The following is a 17969-nucleotide window of genomic DNA, read 5'->3' as shown; positions in this document are numbered from 1 at the left end:
CCCTCAGTCGCGCAATTGCACCAGCATGAGGGCGGCCACCACGCTCGCCGCATTGTCGGCGAGCGGAGCGGGGAGGAGCTGATCGACCCGCGCCAGTCGTCGTTCGACGGTGTTGCGGTGGGTGTACAGCTTGTCCGCCGCGGCGGATGCATTGAACCGTTCCCGGACGTACGTGAGCGCGGTGTCCCGGAGAGTGGCGTCCGCCGTGGCGAGATCACCAAGGGTGTCGCTGACGAATTGATCCGCCTGCGCCATATCGGCCGTGAGAACGGAGATCAGTGCGACGTCCTCGTAGCGCACAACCCGCCGCGCGGAACCGACTCGTGCCAGCACGCGTTGCGCGGCCGTGGCGTCGAGGTGGCTGCGACGGAAGCCGTCGAGATCCTCACCGGGCCGCCCGAACGCCACGTGGATTCCGGTTCGATCCGCGAGTACCGCGTCCATGTCCTCGACCGTGGGAACCGACCCCGCCGGTGCCCACACCCACAGCGCCGACGCACTCGCATTGAGCGTGAGCCGCCGGGGTGCGCCGCAGGCCCGCATCATCGCCTCGGCCGCTGCGTCCAGCCCCGCCGCTGCGTCGGCGCAATCGCTCCAGGTGATCGCCGCGACATGACTTCCCGTCAGCGCATAGCCGAGCCGGGACTCGGCGCGTGCCCGCCCGATCGGCGCGCCCTCCAGGAGGAGCTGGACGGTGGCGTGCCGCTCCGCGCTGGCTCCCCGTGCGAGCTCCGCACGCTCCTGCTCGACGTACTCATCGAGCGCCGCGATCGAGTCGTCGATGAACGTCGACATCGACCGCTCGGAGATCTTCATCAGCTCCCGCAGCTCGTCCAGATCATCGGTCACCGCGAAGCACTCGTCCACCCACGCGGACCACGCGCCGTGCTGGGCGCCGCGCCACGAGCCGAGATCGTGCATGTCCAGTCCGCGCCGCACCACGTCGCGGGCGAGCTGCAGGATGTCCGGGTCGTTGCTCGGCGGCACCCGTGCGCCGGGATCCTGCAGATTGGCCGACAGCCAGTGCAGCATGTTGGTTCTGTTCATCCGGCGGTCCGCGGCGACGAGCTGCGGGTCTTCGAGCACGGCGCGGTAGTCGGCCGCCGCATGTGCCGCGGCGTTCAGTTCGTCGACCGCGGCGTCGGACGAGGCCAGCAGACGTTCCGCGACCTCCCGGATCAGCGCCGCGATGCGCCGCTCGGGGCGCGGCCAAGACGAGTCCATCGTCGCACTGTAACCGGCCCGGGGCCGTCGCCGTGCCGGTCGCGAGGGGCGAGGCGGCTGTGGCCGCACCATGACGGCCGTGTGCGGGTGACGATCAGCGCCGCCTAGGATCTATGGCATGTCTGCCATCTCCCGGGACGAGGTCGCCCACCTGGCGCGCCTGTCGCGCCTCGCCGTCACCGACGAAGAGCTCGACGTCTTCGCCACGCAGCTCGATTCGATCCTCGAGCACGTCCAGGTGGTGACCGACGTCGCAGACGCCGACGTCGCGCCGCTGACCCTGCCGGTCGGCACTGTGAACGTCAACCGCGCTGACAGTCCCGTCGGCGGTCTCACCCCGGCGGAAGCGCTCGCGGGTGCTCCGAACCGCGAGGGTGACCGATTCGCCGTGCCGCGCATCCTGGGGGAGGAGTGACCATGGCCGAGAACACCGCTCTGCGTTCGTTCACTGAGATCACCGGCTCGACCGCGGCCGACCTCGCCGCGAAGATCGCCTCCGGTGACCTCAGCTCCGTCGAGGTCACCCAGGCGCACCTCGACCGGATCGCCGAGGTCGACGGTGACCTCGGTGCATTCCTGCACGTCGGTGCAGATCAAGCCGTCGCGGCCGCGCGCGCGGTTGATGAGGCCCGGGCCCGGGGCGAGCAGCCGGCATCCGCTCTGGCCGGGGTGCCGCTCGCGCTCAAGGACGTGTTCACCACCACCGACGCGCCGACGACCTGCGGATCGAAGATCCTCGAGGGCTGGACCGCGCCGTACGATGCGACCGTCACCGCGAAGCTGCGGGCGGCGGGCATTCCGATCCTCGGCAAGACCAACATGGACGAGTTCGCAATGGGCTCGTCGACCGAGAACTCCGCGTACGGAGTAACCCGCAACCCGTGGGCGCCCGATCGCACTCCGGGTGGCTCGGGCGGTGGCAGTGCGGCGGCGCTGGCTTCCTACGAGGCGCCGCTCGCGATCGGTACCGACACCGGCGGGTCGATCCGCCAGCCCGCATCACTGACCGCCACCGTCGGCGTCCGTCCGACGTACGGCGCGGTCTCGCGCTACGGATTGGTCGCGTGCGCCTCGTCGCTGGACCAGGGCGGGCCGTGTGCGCGCACCGTGCTCGACACCGCGCTACTTCACGAGGTCATCGCCGGACACGACCCGCGCGACTCCACCTCGCTCGACGCCGCGGTGCCCGATGTGGTGGCCGCCGCACGGGCCGGTGCCGCCGGCGATCTCAGCGGAGTTCGGGTGGGGCTGGTGAAGGAATTCGGCGCCGAGGGCACCGAGGCGGGCGTGCAAGCGTCGTTCGAGAAGGCCGTGCAGCAGTTGCGCGATCTGGGCGCCGAGGTCGTGGAGGTATCGCTCCCCACGCTGCAGTACGCGCTCGCGGCGTACTACCTGATCCTCCCGTCCGAGGTCTCGTCGAACCTGGCCCGGTTCGATGCCATGCGTTACGGGCTGCGGACCGGCGACGACGGCACGCACTCCGCCGAAGAGGTCATGGCGCTCACCCGCGAGGCTGGATTCGGCCCGGAAGTCAAGCGGCGCATCATGATCGGTACCTACGCGTTGAGCTCCGGCTACTACGACGCCTACTACGGCAGCGCGCAGAAGGTGCGCACGCTCCTGGCAGCCGACTTCGCCAAGGCCTACGAGCAGGTCGATGTGATCGTCTCGCCCACCACCCCCACCACGGCGTTCACCCTGGGGGAGAAGGTCGGCGATCCGCTGGCGATGTACCTGTTCGACCTGTTCACGCTGCCGACGAACCTCGCCGGTCACTGCGGTATGTCGGTGCCCTCGGGGCTCTCCGCGGACGACGGTCTCCCTGTCGGCCTGCAGATCCTCGCGCCCGCGCAGGCGGACGACCGTCTCTACAAGGTGGGCGCCGCCTACGAGGCGGCCCGCGGCCCCGTCGCCTAACCGACTTAACAGCGTTAGCCCACACCGTTTCTTGGGATTCTCGCTGCATTGCGTGCTTGCTACCCGGCGGTAGCTATGTCGGCGCCGTGGTCGAGCATGGCGCTGCGCACACGGCGTATCAATGCGTCGGGGCGGTTCATGAGCGGTCCGGCGGTCACGACGATCAGTTTCCAGCCCAGGTCGCGCTGGAGAGTGTTCCACCGCTCCACGTCGCGCTCGTGCTGCTTCGCGTCGCGATGGTGGGCACCGTCGTACTCGACGCCCACCTTGTGCTTCGCATCGGCGAGGTCCAGGAAGTAGGTACCGTCAAGCACGGGCACCTGCGGTACGAAGCCGGTGAGGCCCACGCGGTGTAATGCGAGGCGGGAGAAGGTCTCCCAGGGTGATTGCGAGCGACCGTCGGCCTCAGCGAGAACCGCGCGGACGCGGCTTCCGCGCCACCACGCTCGACGATCCAGCTCGGCCTCGATCGCGGTCCGCGTGGTCATCGCGGGCCGCGTCACCCAGCCCGCCCGGCTCACCGTCGCCGGGCGGCCGTGGACGCGAAGGCACTGGTCCATTGCCGCGATCGCCTCGTCACCGGGCACGTACCGCGCGAGGTCGATCGCCGTCCGCAGGCCCGACGTACACGGCAGCCCGAAGCGCTCGACCACCTCGTCGCGCTCGAACCCCGCGGTGCGGCTGATCACGCCTCGCCGCCGGACCTGCTGCGGCCCCAGCAATTCCACCCGCTCGCGCGATGCCGCCATCATGTGCCCGTGCAGGCGCGCCGCGGTCCACCCGCACAACACCGAGCCGGGGTAGACGCGAATGATCGCTGCGGCCAAGTTCTCGACGGCCGGGCCCGGCGCGTTGCGGGGGATCCGCACCCCGGGGGTAGGGCACAGGTAATCCTTTTCCGCCGCGTAGCGGCCCTGCGCGGCGATCAACTCGCTCGACAGGTAGATCTCGCGCTCGTAGGGCTCCATGTGAATTGGACGCACCGGCGGGTCGGTCCGGTTCCGTCGGTGCGTCCATCCGCTGTACTGCCGAGTAGGGAGCACTCGATGCAGCGAAAGTCCCGGGAAAGGGTGTGGGCTAACACTGTTAAGTCATGAGGTGGCGGGGTGGAGATGGGTGGTGATGCCCAGCATGTTCCAGGTGTTGATGGTGCCGACGGCGATCAGCAGGTCCGTGCGGCGTTCCTCGCCGAGGAGGCGACCTGCCTCGTCCCACAGGGCATCGTCGACGGCGTCGATGCCGCCGGTGAGCCGCTCGGCGAAGGCCAGGCCCACGCGCTGGGTCTCATCGAAGAACGGGCTCTCCTCCCACGCTGCGACACCGTAGATGGTGCGGGTGGGAACGCCGCGCTTCTCCAGGTCGACGCTGTGCATATCGACGCAGAAGGCGCAGCCGTTGATCTGCGAAGCGCGCAGTTTCACCAGGTCGTACAGCACATGGCCGAGTGATTTTCCGAGCCGGCCGTCCAGGGCGATCAACGCCTTGTAGGTCTCGGGCGACGACGTGGCTCCGTTGGTGCGGGGCATGATGACTCCTTAATAGTTGGATAAACAGTGTCCAGGTTTAGGTCTGTCGTGATGGTCCGGAACGGCTTTCAGGCTCCGCGGAAGTGGCGCCGCGCGGCGTCGGCGACGTGCCGTGGTGTGCCGGCCGCCAGGTCGGCGATCGATGTGGCCGCCAGCTCGCGGCGCCAGCTCAACTCGGCGCCCCGCATCGCATGGGCGATACCGCACGGTGCGGTGAAATCGCTCCGAGGGTTATCGGAGTTCATGCCACGTTGTCGGATCTCGGTGCACGCGAAGGCGTCCGACGGTCCCTCGATGGCGGAGACCACGTCCATCAGGGTGATCTCGGCGGTGGAGCGGGCGAGGCGGATACCTCCGCGCCGTCCGGGCAGCGACTCGGTGATCCCCGCTCGCGCCAGGGCTTGCAGTTGCTTGCCGAGGTATGCGGGCGGTAGGTCGTAGGACTCGGCGAGGCGGGACGCGGGGACCGGTGTCAGGTCACCCTCGTCGAGCCAGTGCAGCAGTACGCACACGTGTGCCGCCCACTCGACGCCCTCGTTCATCCGCATAGCCCACTCCTTAACCTGGATATAACGTATCCGGTTAAGCGGATTTCGGCAAGCCGGCGCCCCGTACGAGATCGGAGCCCTGGTGTTCGTCGTAGCGATGTCCGAGTCCCGGCGGCGGCGCCGTGGCTCCCAGCAGATCGATCGTCGCCTGCAGGAAACCGACCACCGGTAACCACGGCGGCCGCCGGGTCGCGCGTCCCGGCTCAGTGGCGCCGCGATCGGGTGGCGCGAACAGCAGTCGCAGCGACCAGACCCCCACCGGATCAGAGGAATTCAGCTGTGCCGGCCCGTCCAACGGTACGTCGGCCGGGGTGCCCGACTGCAGGGTTGCCGCTACCGGCTGGCCCAGTTCGATCGCGCGGCGGTGCGCCGCGACCACGCCCACCGTCCCCAGGCTCTGGCCGTACAGGTAGACAGGCGTCGACGGTGCCCGCCGGTGCAGTGCTTCGACCACCGCCACGGTGCTCTCCGCCGCCGCATCGCGGTGGAACAGGAAGGACTGCCAACTGGGCTGTTCGGTGTACTGGGCCACCACGATCGCGCTGTCGCCGCGCAGAGTCTTCTCCACGCCCCGCACGAAATGCGGGTCCACCCACCCTGACCCTGTGGGCACCGCGATCACCACCGCACGCTTGCGCAACCCGCCGGCGGCCACCAACCGCGCCACCGCATCATCGGCGCGCGCGGGAGGGGAGGCACCGTCGGACAGTGATCCGTACACCCGGATTCCCGGTGCGGGGGAATCGATCCCGGTGAATCGCTCGGCATAGGACTGCTGCGCCGCGGCATCGGCCGTGGCCACCGGAACCAGGACCGCGGCGACACCGACCACAGCGGCGAGCACTGCCGTCCGGGCCCGGGTGCGCACCGAGTTCAGCAGCGCGACCAGATAGGGCGCACCGATCACCCCTGCGGCCAGCAACCCGAAATCGAGCGGCGATACCGAGGCGAAGGCAGCGCCGTCGCGCACCACGCCCTGCCACAGGAGCCATACCGCCAGCGACACCGCGGTCACCTGCGCCGAGACTCGGCACACCGCCCCCGACGCCGCGCCACACCCCAGCCTCGCTGCGACGAGCCCGCCGAGCAATGCGCCGAACACTCCGAACACCGCCACCACCAGCAGTTGCACCAGCACCGAACGGGGCAGCATGTTCGGGTACAGCGCGAGCACGACCCCCGCCGTGTAGCCGATCAACGGACCCGCCGCCGGACGGATCGCGGCGTTCACAGCCGGCCCCCGGCCGTGAGCCAGCTGACCGCGAGCTCACCCGCGGACTCGGCGCGCGGCGGACCGTCGTGCTGGCGCCAGGTGTTGGCGCGCACCGCCAGCACCGCCATCACTGCGACCTGCCGGCATTCCCGTTGCTCCGAGGTGGGCCGGTGCGTGCACGTGGCGCGCAGCCGGTCTGCCAGCGCGTCGTCGATCCGCTGCCGAGCCCACGAGCCGAGCGGCCGGCCCGCCGAATCGGCGTAGCGCAGCAGGTCGTAGCCCAGGTCGTGTGCCTGGCACGGCCCCGCGAAGTAGTCGGGCAGCCGCACCATCGACGAGCAGTCGCCGGACGGATTCACCGCGTAGCCGTCACCCGCGGTGGCGCGGTACCCCAGATCTGCGGGAACGGCGCCGACCTGCGCGGCGGCCGAGAGATCGGGGTCGGTGACGGCGCGCACGGCGGCGGCCGCGGCGCGGTCCTCGGCGGGCGCAGCGGCCCGCGCGCTCGAAACGGTGGCGGACGGTGCCGGTGCGGCGGTGGCGGGGATCGCCACCGCGACCGGCAGGACGATCGCCGCGGCGGCGACAAGAGTTCGTCGGTTCATGGCCGTGACGCTAGGAACCGATCATCGCGCCGCGGATCGGCCGAGCGAGTGGACCGATATCACTCGGAAGTATGAGGACAGTCCGCGACGTCTAGGCCTAGCGTTCGGAGCATGTTGAAGACCAGCAAGATCGAGAGCCTCGGCCGGGCGACGGTGCGCGCGGGCCGCTACCTCGACCAGCAGAGCGCGCTGCACATCGCCGATCCCGACGGATCGCTGCACGACACCCCGCTCGGAACCTTCCTCTCGCGGCGGGTGAACTGGCTGTTCCTGTTGATCGCGTTGATCATGTGGGCGGTCGCGTGGCCCACCCTGAACGAGCAGTTCACCGTTCCGGCGGCTTTCCTGCCCCTGTTCAGCGGGCTGTCGGTGCTGCCTCTGGCGATCGCATGGGCGCACCCCCGAGCCGCATGGGCGATCATCGCCGGCACCGCGGCGGTCTTCCCGCTGTTCTTCTGGTTCACCCCGAAGAACGACTGGCAGTGGAACTGGCAGGTCTCCCTGATCATCGCGATGCTGGTCTCCACCGTGATGGTGTACCTGCGCGCCAAGCCGCTCGACGCCATCGTGGTGGCTGCGGCATCGTCGCTGTTGTTCTGGATCAACGCCCAAGACGGTACCGGCGGCGGCTGGGTCGCCGGGCTGCTCGTAGCCCTCGCCGTCTGCCTGCTGTTGCGGTTGGCCCTGCAATCGCGCACGCGGCTCGAGGAGCAGACCGAGGTCAGCGAGCTCGAACGGGGTCGCCGCGCGATCCTGGAGGAGCGCACCCGGATCGCGCGCGATCTGCACGACATCGTCGCGCACCGGATGTCTCTCGTGGTCGTGCAGGCGCAGACCGCCCAGTACCGCGTGCCCGATGTGTCCGAACGGGCCCGCGCCGAATTCGACGGGATCGCCGTCTCGGCCCGCGAGGCCCTCAACGAGGTCCGCTCGCTGCTCGGGGTCCTGCGCCTCGACGACGCCTCCGCCGATCTCGCCCCGGCGCCAGGTCTGGGCGGGGTCGATGAACTGATCGACGGTGCCCGCGCCGCCGGCGTCACCGTCGAGTACCTGCCGCTACCCGACCCGACGGCGGTCGGGGAGTCCACCGCGCTGGTGGCCTACCGGATCGTCCAGGAATCGATCGCCAATGCCACCCGGCACGCACAGGGGGCACCGATCACCGTCGCCCTCACACTCGACGCCGCGACGCTGAACCTCCGCATCGAGAACGGCCCCCGCACCTCCGACGCCGACCTCGGCGGGCCGGGACTCGGGCAGGGAATCCCCGGCATGATGGAGCGCGCCCGGACGGTCGGCGGATCACTCGCCGCGACCCCCGTGGCCGGTGGCGGATTCGCCGTTCGAGCGTCGCTGCCCGCTCGGGCCGACGCCGCCGCCTAGGCTGAGCGAGTGCCGATCACCGTCTTCATCGCCGACGATCAGGCCATGGTCCGTCAGGGCTTCGGCGCCCTTCTCGGTGCTCAGCCCGACATCTCCGTGGTCGGTGACGCGCCCGACGGCAGGGCCGCCGTCACCGAGGTCGCCCGTCTACTGCCCGATGTGGTGCTGATGGACGTCCGCATGCCCGAGATGAACGGGTTGCAGGCCGCCGAGGAGATTCTGCGTCGGCACGACGGCGTCCGGGTCCTGATGCTCACCACGTTCGACATTGATGACTACGTCTACGAGGCGTTACGCGTTGGTGCCTCTGGTTTCATGCTCAAGGACGCGCCCGCGGAGGAGCTGGTGCGCGCCGTCCGCGTGGTGCATGAGGGCCAGTCGCTGCTGGCTCCGTCGGTAACCCGACGGATGATCGCCGAGGTCACCGCGGCTCGGTCCCGGCGGCGTCCGGCCCCTGCCGAGCTCGGCACCCTCACTCCGCGTGAGCGGGAAGTGCTCGAAGCCGTGGCGGCGGGCCGGTCCAACGCGGAGATCGCCGAGACTCTGTTCGTCTCCGAGCAGACGGTGAAGACCCACGTCAGCAAGGTGCTGCAGAAGCTGGGACTGCGCGACCGGGCGCAGGCCGTGGTCTACGCCTACGAGACGGGTGTTGTCACGCCCGGGTGAACGACCGGTGCGTTGTCATGACAGGTCGGGGTCCGCGCGGGAAGAATGGACAGCATGAGCCTGCGAATCGGAGTCCTGACCGGCGGTGGCGATTGCCCCGGCCTCAACGCGGTGATCCGTGCTGTGGTGCGCACCTGCGATTCCCGCTACGGCTCCTCGGTGGTGGGTTTCCAGGACGGCTGGCGCGGCCTGCTCGAGAACCGGCGCATCCATCTCGCCAACGACGACCGCAACGACCGTCTGCTCACCAAGGGTGGCACCATGCTCGGTACCGCCCGTACCCACCCCGACGTGCTCCGCGACGGCCTCCCGCAGATCAAGCAAACGCTGGACGACAACGGAATCGACGTGCTGATCCCGATCGGCGGCGAGGGAACGCTCACCGCCGCGTCCTGGCTCGCCGACGAGGGCGTCCCCGTGGTCGGCGTGCCGAAGACCATCGACAACGACATCGACTGCACCGACGTCACCTTCGGCTTCGACACCGCGCTGACCATCGCCACCGACGCCATCGACCGGCTGCATTCGACCGCCGAATCCCATCAGCGGGTGATGCTGGTCGAGGTGATGGGCCGGCACGCCGGCTGGATCGCGCTGAACTCCGGACTCGCCTCGGGGGCGCACATGATCCTCATCCCCGAGGTGCCCTTCGACGTCGAGGAGCTGTGCCGGCTCATCAAGCGGCGATTCCAGCGAGGACACTCCAGCTTCATCGTGGTGGTCGCCGAGGGCGCCAAACCCGCTGAGGGGTCGATGGAGCTTCGGGTTGGCGGCACCGATGAATTCGGCCACGAACGATTCACCGGGGTCGCGCACCAGCTGGGCGTCGAGATCGAGAAGCGGATCAACAAGGAGGTCCGCACCACGGTCCTCGGCCACGTGCAGCGCGGCGGTACTCCGACACCGCACGACCGCGTCCTGGCCACCCGCTACGGCGTGAACGCCGCCGACGCCGCGCACGCCGGGAAGACGGGCCAGATGGTGTCGCTGCGCGGCACCACGGTCGGGCTGGTTCCGCTCGCCGAGGCGGTCAAGCAGCTCAAGCGGGTGCCGCGCGAGCGGTACGACGACGCCGCGGAGTTCTTCGGCTGAGTCGTCACTGGCGATCGGGAAGCGGCCGTTAAGCGACCGCCCGCAGGCTGGTCGCCATGAACCACACTCCTCCCGCCACTCCCGACCCGAGCAATCCCTACGGTGCGACACAGCTGCGACCCACCTGGCGATCGGGTGCGGCGCCGCAGTACGGTACGCAGCCGCCGTTCGGTCCCGCGGAACAGGTTCCGCCGCCGGCGTATTCGGTGCCCTCGTACCCGCCGCCGGTCCCGCCCAAGGCGCCTCGTCCGCGTTGGCTCCTGCCCACGATGATCGGCGGCGGCGTGGTACTCGTGGTGATCGTGCTCATCGCCGCGGTGGCAATCGTCGGCGGCGCCGGCGGTGCGTCGGATTCCCCGGGCGCCACCGTGAAAGCCTATTTCGCCGCGCTCCAGGCCGGTGACGCGAAGAAGGCGCTGAGTTATGGCACCGAGGCGCCTGCCACGACCGATCTGGTGACCGACGAGGTGCTGCGCAAGCAGATCGCGATCGCTCCGATCAAGGATGTGACCATCGTCAGCGAATCCGACGCCGGTATCGGCCAGGTGCACCTCACCGTCACCATCGGCGACGTCGCCTACGACGAGAAACTGATGATGGACAAGTCCGGCGACACCTGGAAGCTCAAGACCGCCGCCGTGAAGATCGACCCTTCCGCCGCGTCCGAGGCCGACAAGAAGAACATCACCATCCTCGGAAAGCCGCTACCCGCTTCGGGTGTCGCCTATGTCTTCCCGGGGGCGCTCGACCTCGGATCGTCGAACAAGAACCTGCAGGCACGTCCCTCGAAATACAGCATCGGGGGCGATAAGGGGCAGGCTCCGGTGAACGGGCTCTCCGCCTTCGCGATCGGCGGCTCGATACGCGTCGAATTCGGTCTCAGCGACGCCGCGAAGACCGCGGCGTGGCAGCAGATCGCCGATAAGTACGCGGCGTGCGCCGCCTCGAAGGACGGCATGCCCGGCGACTGCCCGCAGTCCTCGTTCCTCGGTGTCGACGGCTCGTACACCTGGACCGCGCCGAGCGCCGAGCAGATCGATCTGTCCGACGAGGTCCGCGACGGATCGATGTCGTTCCGCGATACGCGGCCCTGGTCGTACACCGCGACGGCGCGCGACGGTCGCCCGCTGACCGGCACCGACACCACCTTCACCACCGGCACCGTGAGCGTGACGCCGGACGCGGTGGCCGTCTCCGTGCGCTGACCCGCGGACGATTAGGCTGGAGGGCATGAGTGCCGAGCTTTCCGAGATCGACCTTCCCGAGTACGCGGACGTCGTCGCCCGTTACGAGCCCGTCATGGGTATGGAAGTCCACGTCGAACTCGGCACGGCCACCAAGATGTTCTGCGGTTGCCGCACCGAGTTCGGTGCGGCGCCGAACACTCAGGTGTGTCCCACCTGCCTCGGGATGCCCGGCGCGCTGCCCGTCGTCAACGACGAGGCGGTGCGCTCGGCCATTCGCATCGGCCTGGCGTTGAACTGCTCGATCCGGCCGTCGTCGCTGTTCGCCCGGAAGAACTACTTCTACCCGGACCAGCCGAAGAACTACCAGATCAGCCAGTACGACGACCCGATCGCGCACGACGGCTACGTCGACGTCCCCCTGGAGGACGGCACCGTCTGGCGGGTGGAGGTCGAGCGCGCGCACATGGAGGAGGACACCGGCAAGTCGACGCACATCGGCTCGGCCACGGGCCGCATCCACGGGGCGTCGCACTCGCTGCTCGACTTCAACCGGGCGGGCGTGCCGCTCGTCGAGATCGTCACCAAGCCCATCGAGGGTGCCGGGGAGCGGGCGCCGGAAATCGCCCGTGCCTACGTCACGGCCCTGCGCGATCTCTTGGCCTCGCTCGATGTCTCCGATGTCCGAATGGATCAGGGTTCGATGCGCTGCGACGCCAACGTCTCGCTCAAGCCCAAGGGCGCCACCGAGTTCGGCACCCGCACCGAGACCAAGAACGTCAACTCACTCAAGTCGGTCGAGGTGGCCGTGCGGTACGAGATGCGCCGCCAGGCCGCCGTGCTGGACGCCGGTGGCGAGGTGACTCTCGAGACCCGCCACTTCCAGGAGGGCGATGGCACCACCACGCCGGGCCGTCCCAAGGAGAGCGCCGAGGACTACCGCTACTTCCCGGATCCCGATCTCGCTCCCGTCGCGCCCGCTGCCGAGCTGGTCGAGGAACTGCGCGGCACCATCGGAGAACTGCCGTGGCTGCGTCGCGCCCGCATCCAGCAGGAATGGAGCCTGTCCGACGAGGTTATGCGCGACCTGGTCAACCTGGGGGCGATCGACGCCATCATCGCCACAGTCGACGCTGGCGCCACCCCCGACGCCGCCCGGTCCTGGTGGGGCAGCTTCCTGCCGCAGCAGGCCAACTCTCGTGAGGTCGAGCTCGACGCCCTGGCGATCACGCCCGCGCAGGTCGCCCGCGTCATCGCCCTGGTCGAGGAGGGCAAGCTCACCAGCAAGCTGGCACAACAGGTGATCGTGGGTGTCCTCGACGGTGAGGGCGAGCCCGATGAGGTGGTCGCGGCCCGCGGCCTCGAGGTGGTCCGCGACGACGGTGCCCTGCAGAAGGCCGTCGACGACGCGCTCGCTGCGAACCCCGACATCGTCGAGAAGATCAGGAGTGGCAAGGTGCAGGCCGCAGGCAAGATCGTCGGCGATGTCATGAAGGCCACCCGCGGTCAGGCCGACGCTGCCCGCGTCCGGGAATTGGTGCTCGCCGCCTGCGAGTAGGCGCTAATCCTCGCCGGAGGCGGCGTCCCCACCCGGGAGGGGGAGCAGCACGACGCGATCGTCCGTCGGGGCGACGGGGCCGGTGGCCTTGTTCGTGGTCACGCCCTGCGGCAGCCCCTTCGGCCCGGTCGCGAGCCGACCGAAGACGCCGTACCGCTTGCGATCGAGCATCGGCAGCGGTTCCTTATCGGCGGTCGTCGAACCCTTGGGCAGCACAACGAATTCCACGCGGCCGGCCCGGCTGTGACTGACCACCACACCACCGTCGACCACGGCGCACCCGGCGATCCCCGGACGGTCGGGCCAGGTCCAAGCGACGCCGGTGGGCGACCCGGGGGTCACCACCCGCAGGCGGTCCTCCGTGGCGCCTTGGTCGGCGACGAACACCGGTCCCTTCGGCCCGGCCTGGCACAGTGAGGCGCGTATTCCGCCGTCGGTCGCCAGTACCTCCGGCACGGTCGGTGTGACGGTGCCGGGTGAGGGCAGCAGCAATACCTTGCCCGCCAAGGACCGCGGATCCCGTGCGGCGGCCTGATCCCCGGCGTTACCGGTGGCGACGATGAGATCACGGCCCACGAACAGCAGTGATCCCGCATTGCCCAGCGGCCCCTTGGGTATGCCGGCGAGGATCACCTTCGGCTCGTCACCCGGTGTCACCCGCACCACCCGATTGTCGGTGGGAGTGCTCACGTAGGCGTAGTACAGCCGGTCCTGGTCGTAGGTGGGGGAGAGTGCGATCGAGGTGAGGCCGCCGTCGCCGGCCGTGTCCACGCCGATCCGCAGCACCTCCCGGCTGGCCTGATCGGTGGTCGTGTACTGGACGGTGCCGCCGCGTTCGGCGACGTAGGCGTGCTCGAGGTCCGGAGTGGTGATCAGCGACGTGGGGTCGGTGAGGCAGGTGGCGAGCACCAGCGGATCCTGGTCGATGCACGGTCCGGGTGGTTTCGGAGCCGCACTGGTGGGCAACTGCGGCGGTGTGGTCGTCGGCGCTCCGCCGGTGGGCGGTCCGGTGAAGGGCGCCGACTCGCTGCCGCTGAAATCGGCGCACGCCGAGATCAACAGCACGGCGGCGACCGACGCGGCCAGCGCGGTGCGCCGCGCCGTCCGGGACCCCTCACTCATGCCGCCACCCTACCGATTGGGAGTGAGCGCGGTTCGCTCCCGGCCGGGAGGCGGCGCGCGCTCTACGCTGGGTGGCGTGAGCGACAAGGACGGAACCGAGAAAGAGTCGACCGACGCCCCGCAGTCCCCGCTGGACACTTCGTCCACGGGAGATCTGCCGCGGTTCGGTGAGCGGCACCCGACCGGTGGGTTCGTGCTCGACCCCCATGACGATTCGGATATCGGCCTCGGGCCGGTGCTGCCGCGCTACCGCGACGAGCCGACCACCACCGATGCCGGTGCCGCGAGCGCCACGCCCGCGAGTGGGGCGGATCCCGCCGTGACGGATGCCGCGTACGGCGCCGAAACCGCCTCGACGTCGGTCCCCGACACCAGCGATTTGGCGGCGGCGATCGCCGCTGCGAACGCCGCGACCGAGGCCATCTCGACGAGCGGTACGGCACCGTCGGGCGAGGAGACCGCACTCTCGAGCGAACAGCGCGACGAGTTCGGCAAGCTGCACAACCGGCGCAAGGGACGTGAGCGCGCGGCCCAGGCCCGTGCCGAGGCCGAGGGCATTCCCGCCGGCGCCGCAGCGACCGACGTCCTCGAGCCGCCCCGCGGACGCCGATTCGGCAAGCCCGTCGGCGATGAGAGCGAGGAACTGCGCGCGGCCAAGCAGGCGGCCAAGCGCGGCACCACCGACCTCGGGCTGCTGGTGCTGCGCGTGGCCGTCGGCGTGATCCTCGCCGCCCACGGTGCGCAGAAGCTGTTCGGCATCTGGGGCGGTCCCGGTATCGACGGCTTCACCAAGTACCTGCAGAACGGTGCCGATCCGTCGCTCGGCTTCGAGCGGTTCACCAAGGTGATCGCGGTCTCGACCGGCGTCGTCGAGCTCGGCAGTGGTGTGATGCTGATCATCGGCCTGCTCACTCCGATCGCCGCGGCCGGCGCGGTGGGCGTGATGCTCTCGGCGACGTTGTTCAAGCTGACCACGCTCGGTAGCGGCTTCGTGTTCTTCTCGCAGGACAAGGGGGTGGAGTTCGAGCTGCTGCTGCTGTTCGCCTCCGTCGCGATCATCCTCACCGGCCCGGGCAAGCTCTCGCTCGACTTCAACCGGGGATGGGCACGCAGACCGCACATCGGATCCTTCGTGTGGCTGGTCATCGCAGTCGCCGCAGCGGTCACCGTGTGGATCCTGCTCAATGGCGCCAACCCCTTGGTCAAACGCTAGATCCGCCGACAACGATGAAGCCCCGGTCCGTTTCGGACCGGGGCTTCATCGTCACAGGGTGCAGCGGATCACGGCACGTGCCGCACGGCGCCGCGATCGGCCGAGGTGGCCAGGGCTGCGTAGGCGCGCAGCGCGGTGGTGACGGTGCGCTGGCGGTCCTTGGGCTGCCACGGCCGCTCCGAGGCCTCCATCTTGGCCCGGCGGCGGTCCAGCTCGTCGTCGTCGACCAGCACTTCCAGGGCGCGGGTGTGCACGTCGATCCGGATGCGGTCACCGTCCTCCACCAGGCCGATGACGCCCCCGGCCGCGGCTTCGGGGGAGATGTGGCCGATGGACAGGCCCGAGGTGCCACCGGAGAACCGGCCGTCGGTGATCAATGCGCACAGCTTGCCCAGCCCGCGGCCCTTGAGGAAGGACGTGGGGTGCAGCATCTCCTGCATGCCCGGGCCACCCTTGGGGCCCTCGTAGCGGACCACCACCACGTCGCCCGGCTTGATCTGCTTGCCGAGGATCTTCGAGACCGCCTCCTCCTGCGATTCGACCACCACGGCCGGTCCCTCGAAGGTGAACAGTTCCTCATCGATGCCCGCGGTCTTGAGGATCGCGCCGTCGACGGCGATGTTGCCGCGCAGCACGCACAGCCCGCCCTCGACGGTGTAGGCGTGCTCGATGTCGCGGATGCAGCCGTTCACCTGATCGGTGTCCAGGCTCTCCCACTGGTTCTTCGTGGAGAAGGGCTGCGTGGTGCGCACGCCACCGGGGGCGGCGTGGAAGAGTTCGAGCGCCTCGTCGGTGGCCTTGCCGGAACGGATGTCCCAGTCGTCGAGCCACTTGTCGAAGGACTGCTCGTGCACGGTGTGCACGTCCGTTTCCAGTAGTCCGCCGCGGCGCAGCTCGCCCAGGATGGCGGGGATTCCGCCGGCCCGGTGCACGTCCTCCATGTGGTAGTCGCTGTTCGGCGACACCTTCGACAGGCAGGGCACCTTGCGGCTGATCGCGTCGATGGTGGACAGGTCGAAGTCGACCTCACCCTCCTGTGCGGCGGCCAGCGTGTGCAGCACGGTGTTCGTGGAACCGCCCATCGCCACATCGAGGGCCATGGCGTTGCGGAACGCGGCGGGGGTGGCGACGTTGCGCGGGAGCACCGATTCGTCGCCGTCGCGGTAATAACGCTTGGCCGCCTCGACCACGACGGTGCCGGCCCGCTCGAACAGCGCGCGACGGGCGGCGTGGGTGGCCAACGTCGAACCGTTGCCCGGCAGGGCGAGGCCGAGCGCCTCGGTGAGGCAGTTCATCGAGTTGGCGGTGAACATGCCCGAGCAGGACCCACAGGTGGGGCACGCGGACCGCTCGACCTCGCTGAGGCCGGCGTCGTCGATCGCGTCGTTGGCCGATGCGGAGATCGCGGTGATCAAGTCGGTGGGTGCCTTGGCGATCCCGTCGACGATGACGGCCTTACCGGCTTCCATCGGGCCCCCCGAGACGAACACGGTGGGGATGTTCAGGCGCATCGCAGCATTGAGCATGCCCGGGGTGATCTTGTCGCAATTGGAGATGCAGACCAGCGCGTCGGCGGTGTGGGCGTTCGCCATGTACTCCACGGAGTCGGCGATGATCTCGCGGCTGGGCAGGCTGTAGAGCATGCCTCCGTGGCCCATGGCGATGCCGTCGTCCACGGCGATGGTGTGGAACTCGCGGGCGACGCCGCCCGCCGCGCGGACCGATTCGGCGACGATCTCGCCCATGTCCTTGAGGTGCACATGGCCGGGAACGAACTGCGTGTACGAGTTGGCGATCGCCACGATGGGTTTACCGAAATCGCTGTCCGTGAGGCCGGTGGCGCGCCAGAGCGAGCGGGCGCCCGCGGCGTTGCGGCCGACGGTGGTGGTGCGTGAACGGAGCGGTGGCATTGGACGTGAGCCTCGGATCTGAACTAGTGGCTGAGTAGCGGATTCCCTCTACACAGAAGGAGCCTGTGCGGGGGCGTTTTATTCCCCGGTGATGTCCGGAATGCGCCCACCGGAGGCGGTTGCGACGCGGGGGAGCTGGCTCAGGGTCACGGCGGGTAGGCGCACCTCGGAGCCGTCGGTGCGGACGGCGTACACCGCACCGTTGTTGGCGAGTCTAATCCCCGATAGATCCTCCCAGGCGATCGAGTCGCTACCGGCGACCCGCACGGAACGGATGCCGTCGGGGCCGATCACGGTGCGTACCCGCAGGATCCACACCGCGAACAGGATGGGTACCAGGAGCAGGGCCCAGCCGAGTACCTGCAGGCCGACGCTCGCGTTACCGCCGTCGATCGCCCGGCCCACGGTCCACGGTCCGACGATGGGCGCGAGGCACACGGCGAACAGGGCGACGCCGAGCAATGCGATGCCCGGGTGTTTGAAGACGACGCGATCGCCGGCCTCGATCGGCACGTAGGTGTCCGAGGTGTGATCGGTGGTCACGATCCGGGTCGAGTCCTTGGTGGCGGGGCTGTCGCTCATAACACGCATTGTCGCACGCGTCAGCAAGATCTCAGAATGTGAGACGAGGGTGCCCACCGGTTTGACGCAGGCGTACGTGGGGGCCTACTTTCACTGGTGTGAAACACAGCTACCAGCTCCTCGTAATCGGTCGGCGCGTCGCCGCCTGAACCGGTTACATCCGTTTCACACCAGCATCGACGCGCCACCCTCGCTCAGCCACCGCTGACGGGGGTTTTTTGTTGCC

The 17969-nt window shown here is 69.3% G+C and carries 17 protein-coding genes; 8 read left to right on the top strand and 9 right to left on the bottom strand.

All coding sequences use genetic code 11. The annotated features are described in order from the left end of the window. Positions 1 to 3: 3 nt before the first annotated feature. A complete protein-coding gene (locus TPAU_RS14430) occupies positions 4 to 1224 on the bottom strand; it encodes a helix-turn-helix domain-containing protein (RefSeq protein ID WP_013127493.1) in 1221 nt (406 codons plus the stop codon). A 118-nt stretch (positions 1225 to 1342) separates the two neighbouring features. Here TPAU_RS14430 and gatC point away from each other — a divergent pair, with 118 nt between their 5' ends. Further along, positions 1343 to 1639, top strand: a complete 297-nt coding sequence (gene gatC / locus TPAU_RS14425) for an Asp-tRNA(Asn)/Glu-tRNA(Gln) amidotransferase subunit GatC (RefSeq protein ID WP_013127492.1) — start codon at positions 1343 to 1345, stop codon at positions 1637 to 1639. 2 nt (positions 1640 to 1641) lie between these two features. Beyond that, a complete protein-coding gene (gene gatA / locus TPAU_RS14420; RefSeq protein WP_013127491.1) occupies positions 1642 to 3141 on the top strand; it encodes an Asp-tRNA(Asn)/Glu-tRNA(Gln) amidotransferase subunit GatA in 1500 nt (499 codons plus the stop codon). Positions 3142 to 3200: 59 nt separating this feature from the next. On the opposite strand, the gene TPAU_RS14415 is transcribed toward gatA, so the two are convergent. From TPAU_RS14415 to TPAU_RS14395, 5 genes are all read right to left on the bottom strand, one after another. Further along, entirely contained in the window at positions 3201 to 4109 is a 909-nt protein-coding gene (locus tag TPAU_RS14415; RefSeq protein ID WP_013127490.1) for an endonuclease domain-containing protein, read from the bottom strand. Between the two features lie 123 nt (positions 4110 to 4232). After that, on the bottom strand, positions 4233 to 4667 hold the full coding sequence (locus TPAU_RS14410; protein WP_013127489.1) for a carboxymuconolactone decarboxylase family protein: 435 nt from the start codon (positions 4665 to 4667) through the stop codon (positions 4233 to 4235). A gap of 68 nt (positions 4668 to 4735) precedes the next feature. Then, positions 4736 to 5215 carry an RrF2 family transcriptional regulator gene (locus TPAU_RS14405; RefSeq protein ID WP_013127488.1) on the bottom strand — a complete coding sequence of 160 codons (480 nt, stop codon included), beginning with the start codon at positions 5213 to 5215 and terminating at the stop codon, positions 4736 to 4738. Between the two features lie 34 nt (positions 5216 to 5249). Then, positions 5250 to 6446: an alpha/beta-hydrolase family protein gene (locus TPAU_RS21985; RefSeq protein ID WP_013127487.1), complete on the bottom strand. Its 1197-nt coding sequence runs from the start codon at positions 6444 to 6446 to the stop codon at positions 5250 to 5252. Continuing rightward, positions 6443 to 7033, bottom strand: coding sequence for a phospholipase A2 family protein (locus tag TPAU_RS14395; RefSeq protein WP_013127486.1), 591 nt, complete (start codon positions 7031 to 7033; stop codon positions 6443 to 6445). The genes TPAU_RS21985 and TPAU_RS14395 overlap by 4 nt, the downstream gene beginning before the upstream one ends. Positions 7034 to 7144: 111 nt before the next feature. Between TPAU_RS14395 and TPAU_RS14390 the strand changes: the two genes are divergently transcribed. The 5 genes from TPAU_RS14390 to gatB are packed head-to-tail and all read left to right on the top strand — an operon-like array spanning position 7145 to position 12916. Next, the gene (locus TPAU_RS14390; protein ID WP_013127485.1) at positions 7145 to 8416 is read left to right on the top strand and encodes a sensor histidine kinase; all 1272 of its coding nucleotides are present in this window, start codon (positions 7145 to 7147) and stop codon (positions 8414 to 8416) included. Positions 8417 to 8425: 9 nt separating this feature from the next. Next, positions 8426 to 9082: a response regulator gene (locus TPAU_RS14385; RefSeq protein ID WP_013127484.1), complete on the top strand. Its 657-nt coding sequence runs from the start codon at positions 8426 to 8428 to the stop codon at positions 9080 to 9082. A 60-nt stretch (positions 9083 to 9142) separates the two neighbouring features. Beyond that, a complete protein-coding gene (locus TPAU_RS14380) occupies positions 9143 to 10174 on the top strand; it encodes an ATP-dependent 6-phosphofructokinase (protein WP_041945106.1) in 1032 nt (343 codons plus the stop codon). A 56-nt stretch (positions 10175 to 10230) separates the two neighbouring features. After that, positions 10231 to 11379, top strand: coding sequence for a DUF4878 domain-containing protein (locus TPAU_RS14375; RefSeq protein WP_013127482.1), 1149 nt, complete (start codon positions 10231 to 10233; stop codon positions 11377 to 11379). Between the two features lie 25 nt (positions 11380 to 11404). Beyond that, complete coding sequence (gene gatB, locus TPAU_RS14370) at positions 11405 to 12916, top strand: Asp-tRNA(Asn)/Glu-tRNA(Gln) amidotransferase subunit GatB (protein WP_013127481.1); 1512 nt, start codon at positions 11405 to 11407, stop codon at positions 12914 to 12916. Between the two features lie 3 nt (positions 12917 to 12919). Here gatB and TPAU_RS14365 read toward each other — a convergent pair whose 3' ends face one another. Next, positions 12920 to 14038 (bottom strand): PQQ-dependent sugar dehydrogenase, encoded by a 1119-nt coding sequence (locus TPAU_RS14365; protein ID WP_013127480.1) that lies wholly within the window; start codon positions 14036 to 14038, stop codon positions 12920 to 12922. Positions 14039 to 14114: 76 nt separating this feature from the next. On the opposite strand from TPAU_RS14365, the gene TPAU_RS21980 reads away from it, so the two are divergent. Continuing rightward, positions 14115 to 15251, top strand: coding sequence for a DoxX family protein (locus TPAU_RS21980; RefSeq protein WP_013127479.1), 1137 nt, complete (start codon positions 14115 to 14117; stop codon positions 15249 to 15251). 68 nt (positions 15252 to 15319) lie between these two features. Here TPAU_RS21980 and ilvD read toward each other — a convergent pair whose 3' ends face one another. Continuing rightward, positions 15320 to 17161, bottom strand: a complete 1842-nt coding sequence (ilvD, locus tag TPAU_RS14355) for a dihydroxy-acid dehydratase (protein WP_013127478.1) — start codon at positions 17159 to 17161, stop codon at positions 15320 to 15322. Positions 17162 to 17239: 78 nt separating this feature from the next. Then, positions 17240 to 17743, bottom strand: coding sequence for a PH domain-containing protein (locus TPAU_RS22425; RefSeq protein WP_013127477.1), 504 nt, complete (start codon positions 17741 to 17743; stop codon positions 17240 to 17242). Between the last annotated feature and the right edge of the window lie 226 nt (positions 17744 to 17969).

The sequence above is a fragment of the Tsukamurella paurometabola DSM 20162 genome (assembly GCF_000092225.1).
GTDB lineage: Bacteria > Actinomycetota > Actinomycetes > Mycobacteriales > Mycobacteriaceae > Tsukamurella > Tsukamurella paurometabola.
This window is presented reverse-complemented; position numbering and strand designations above follow the sequence as displayed.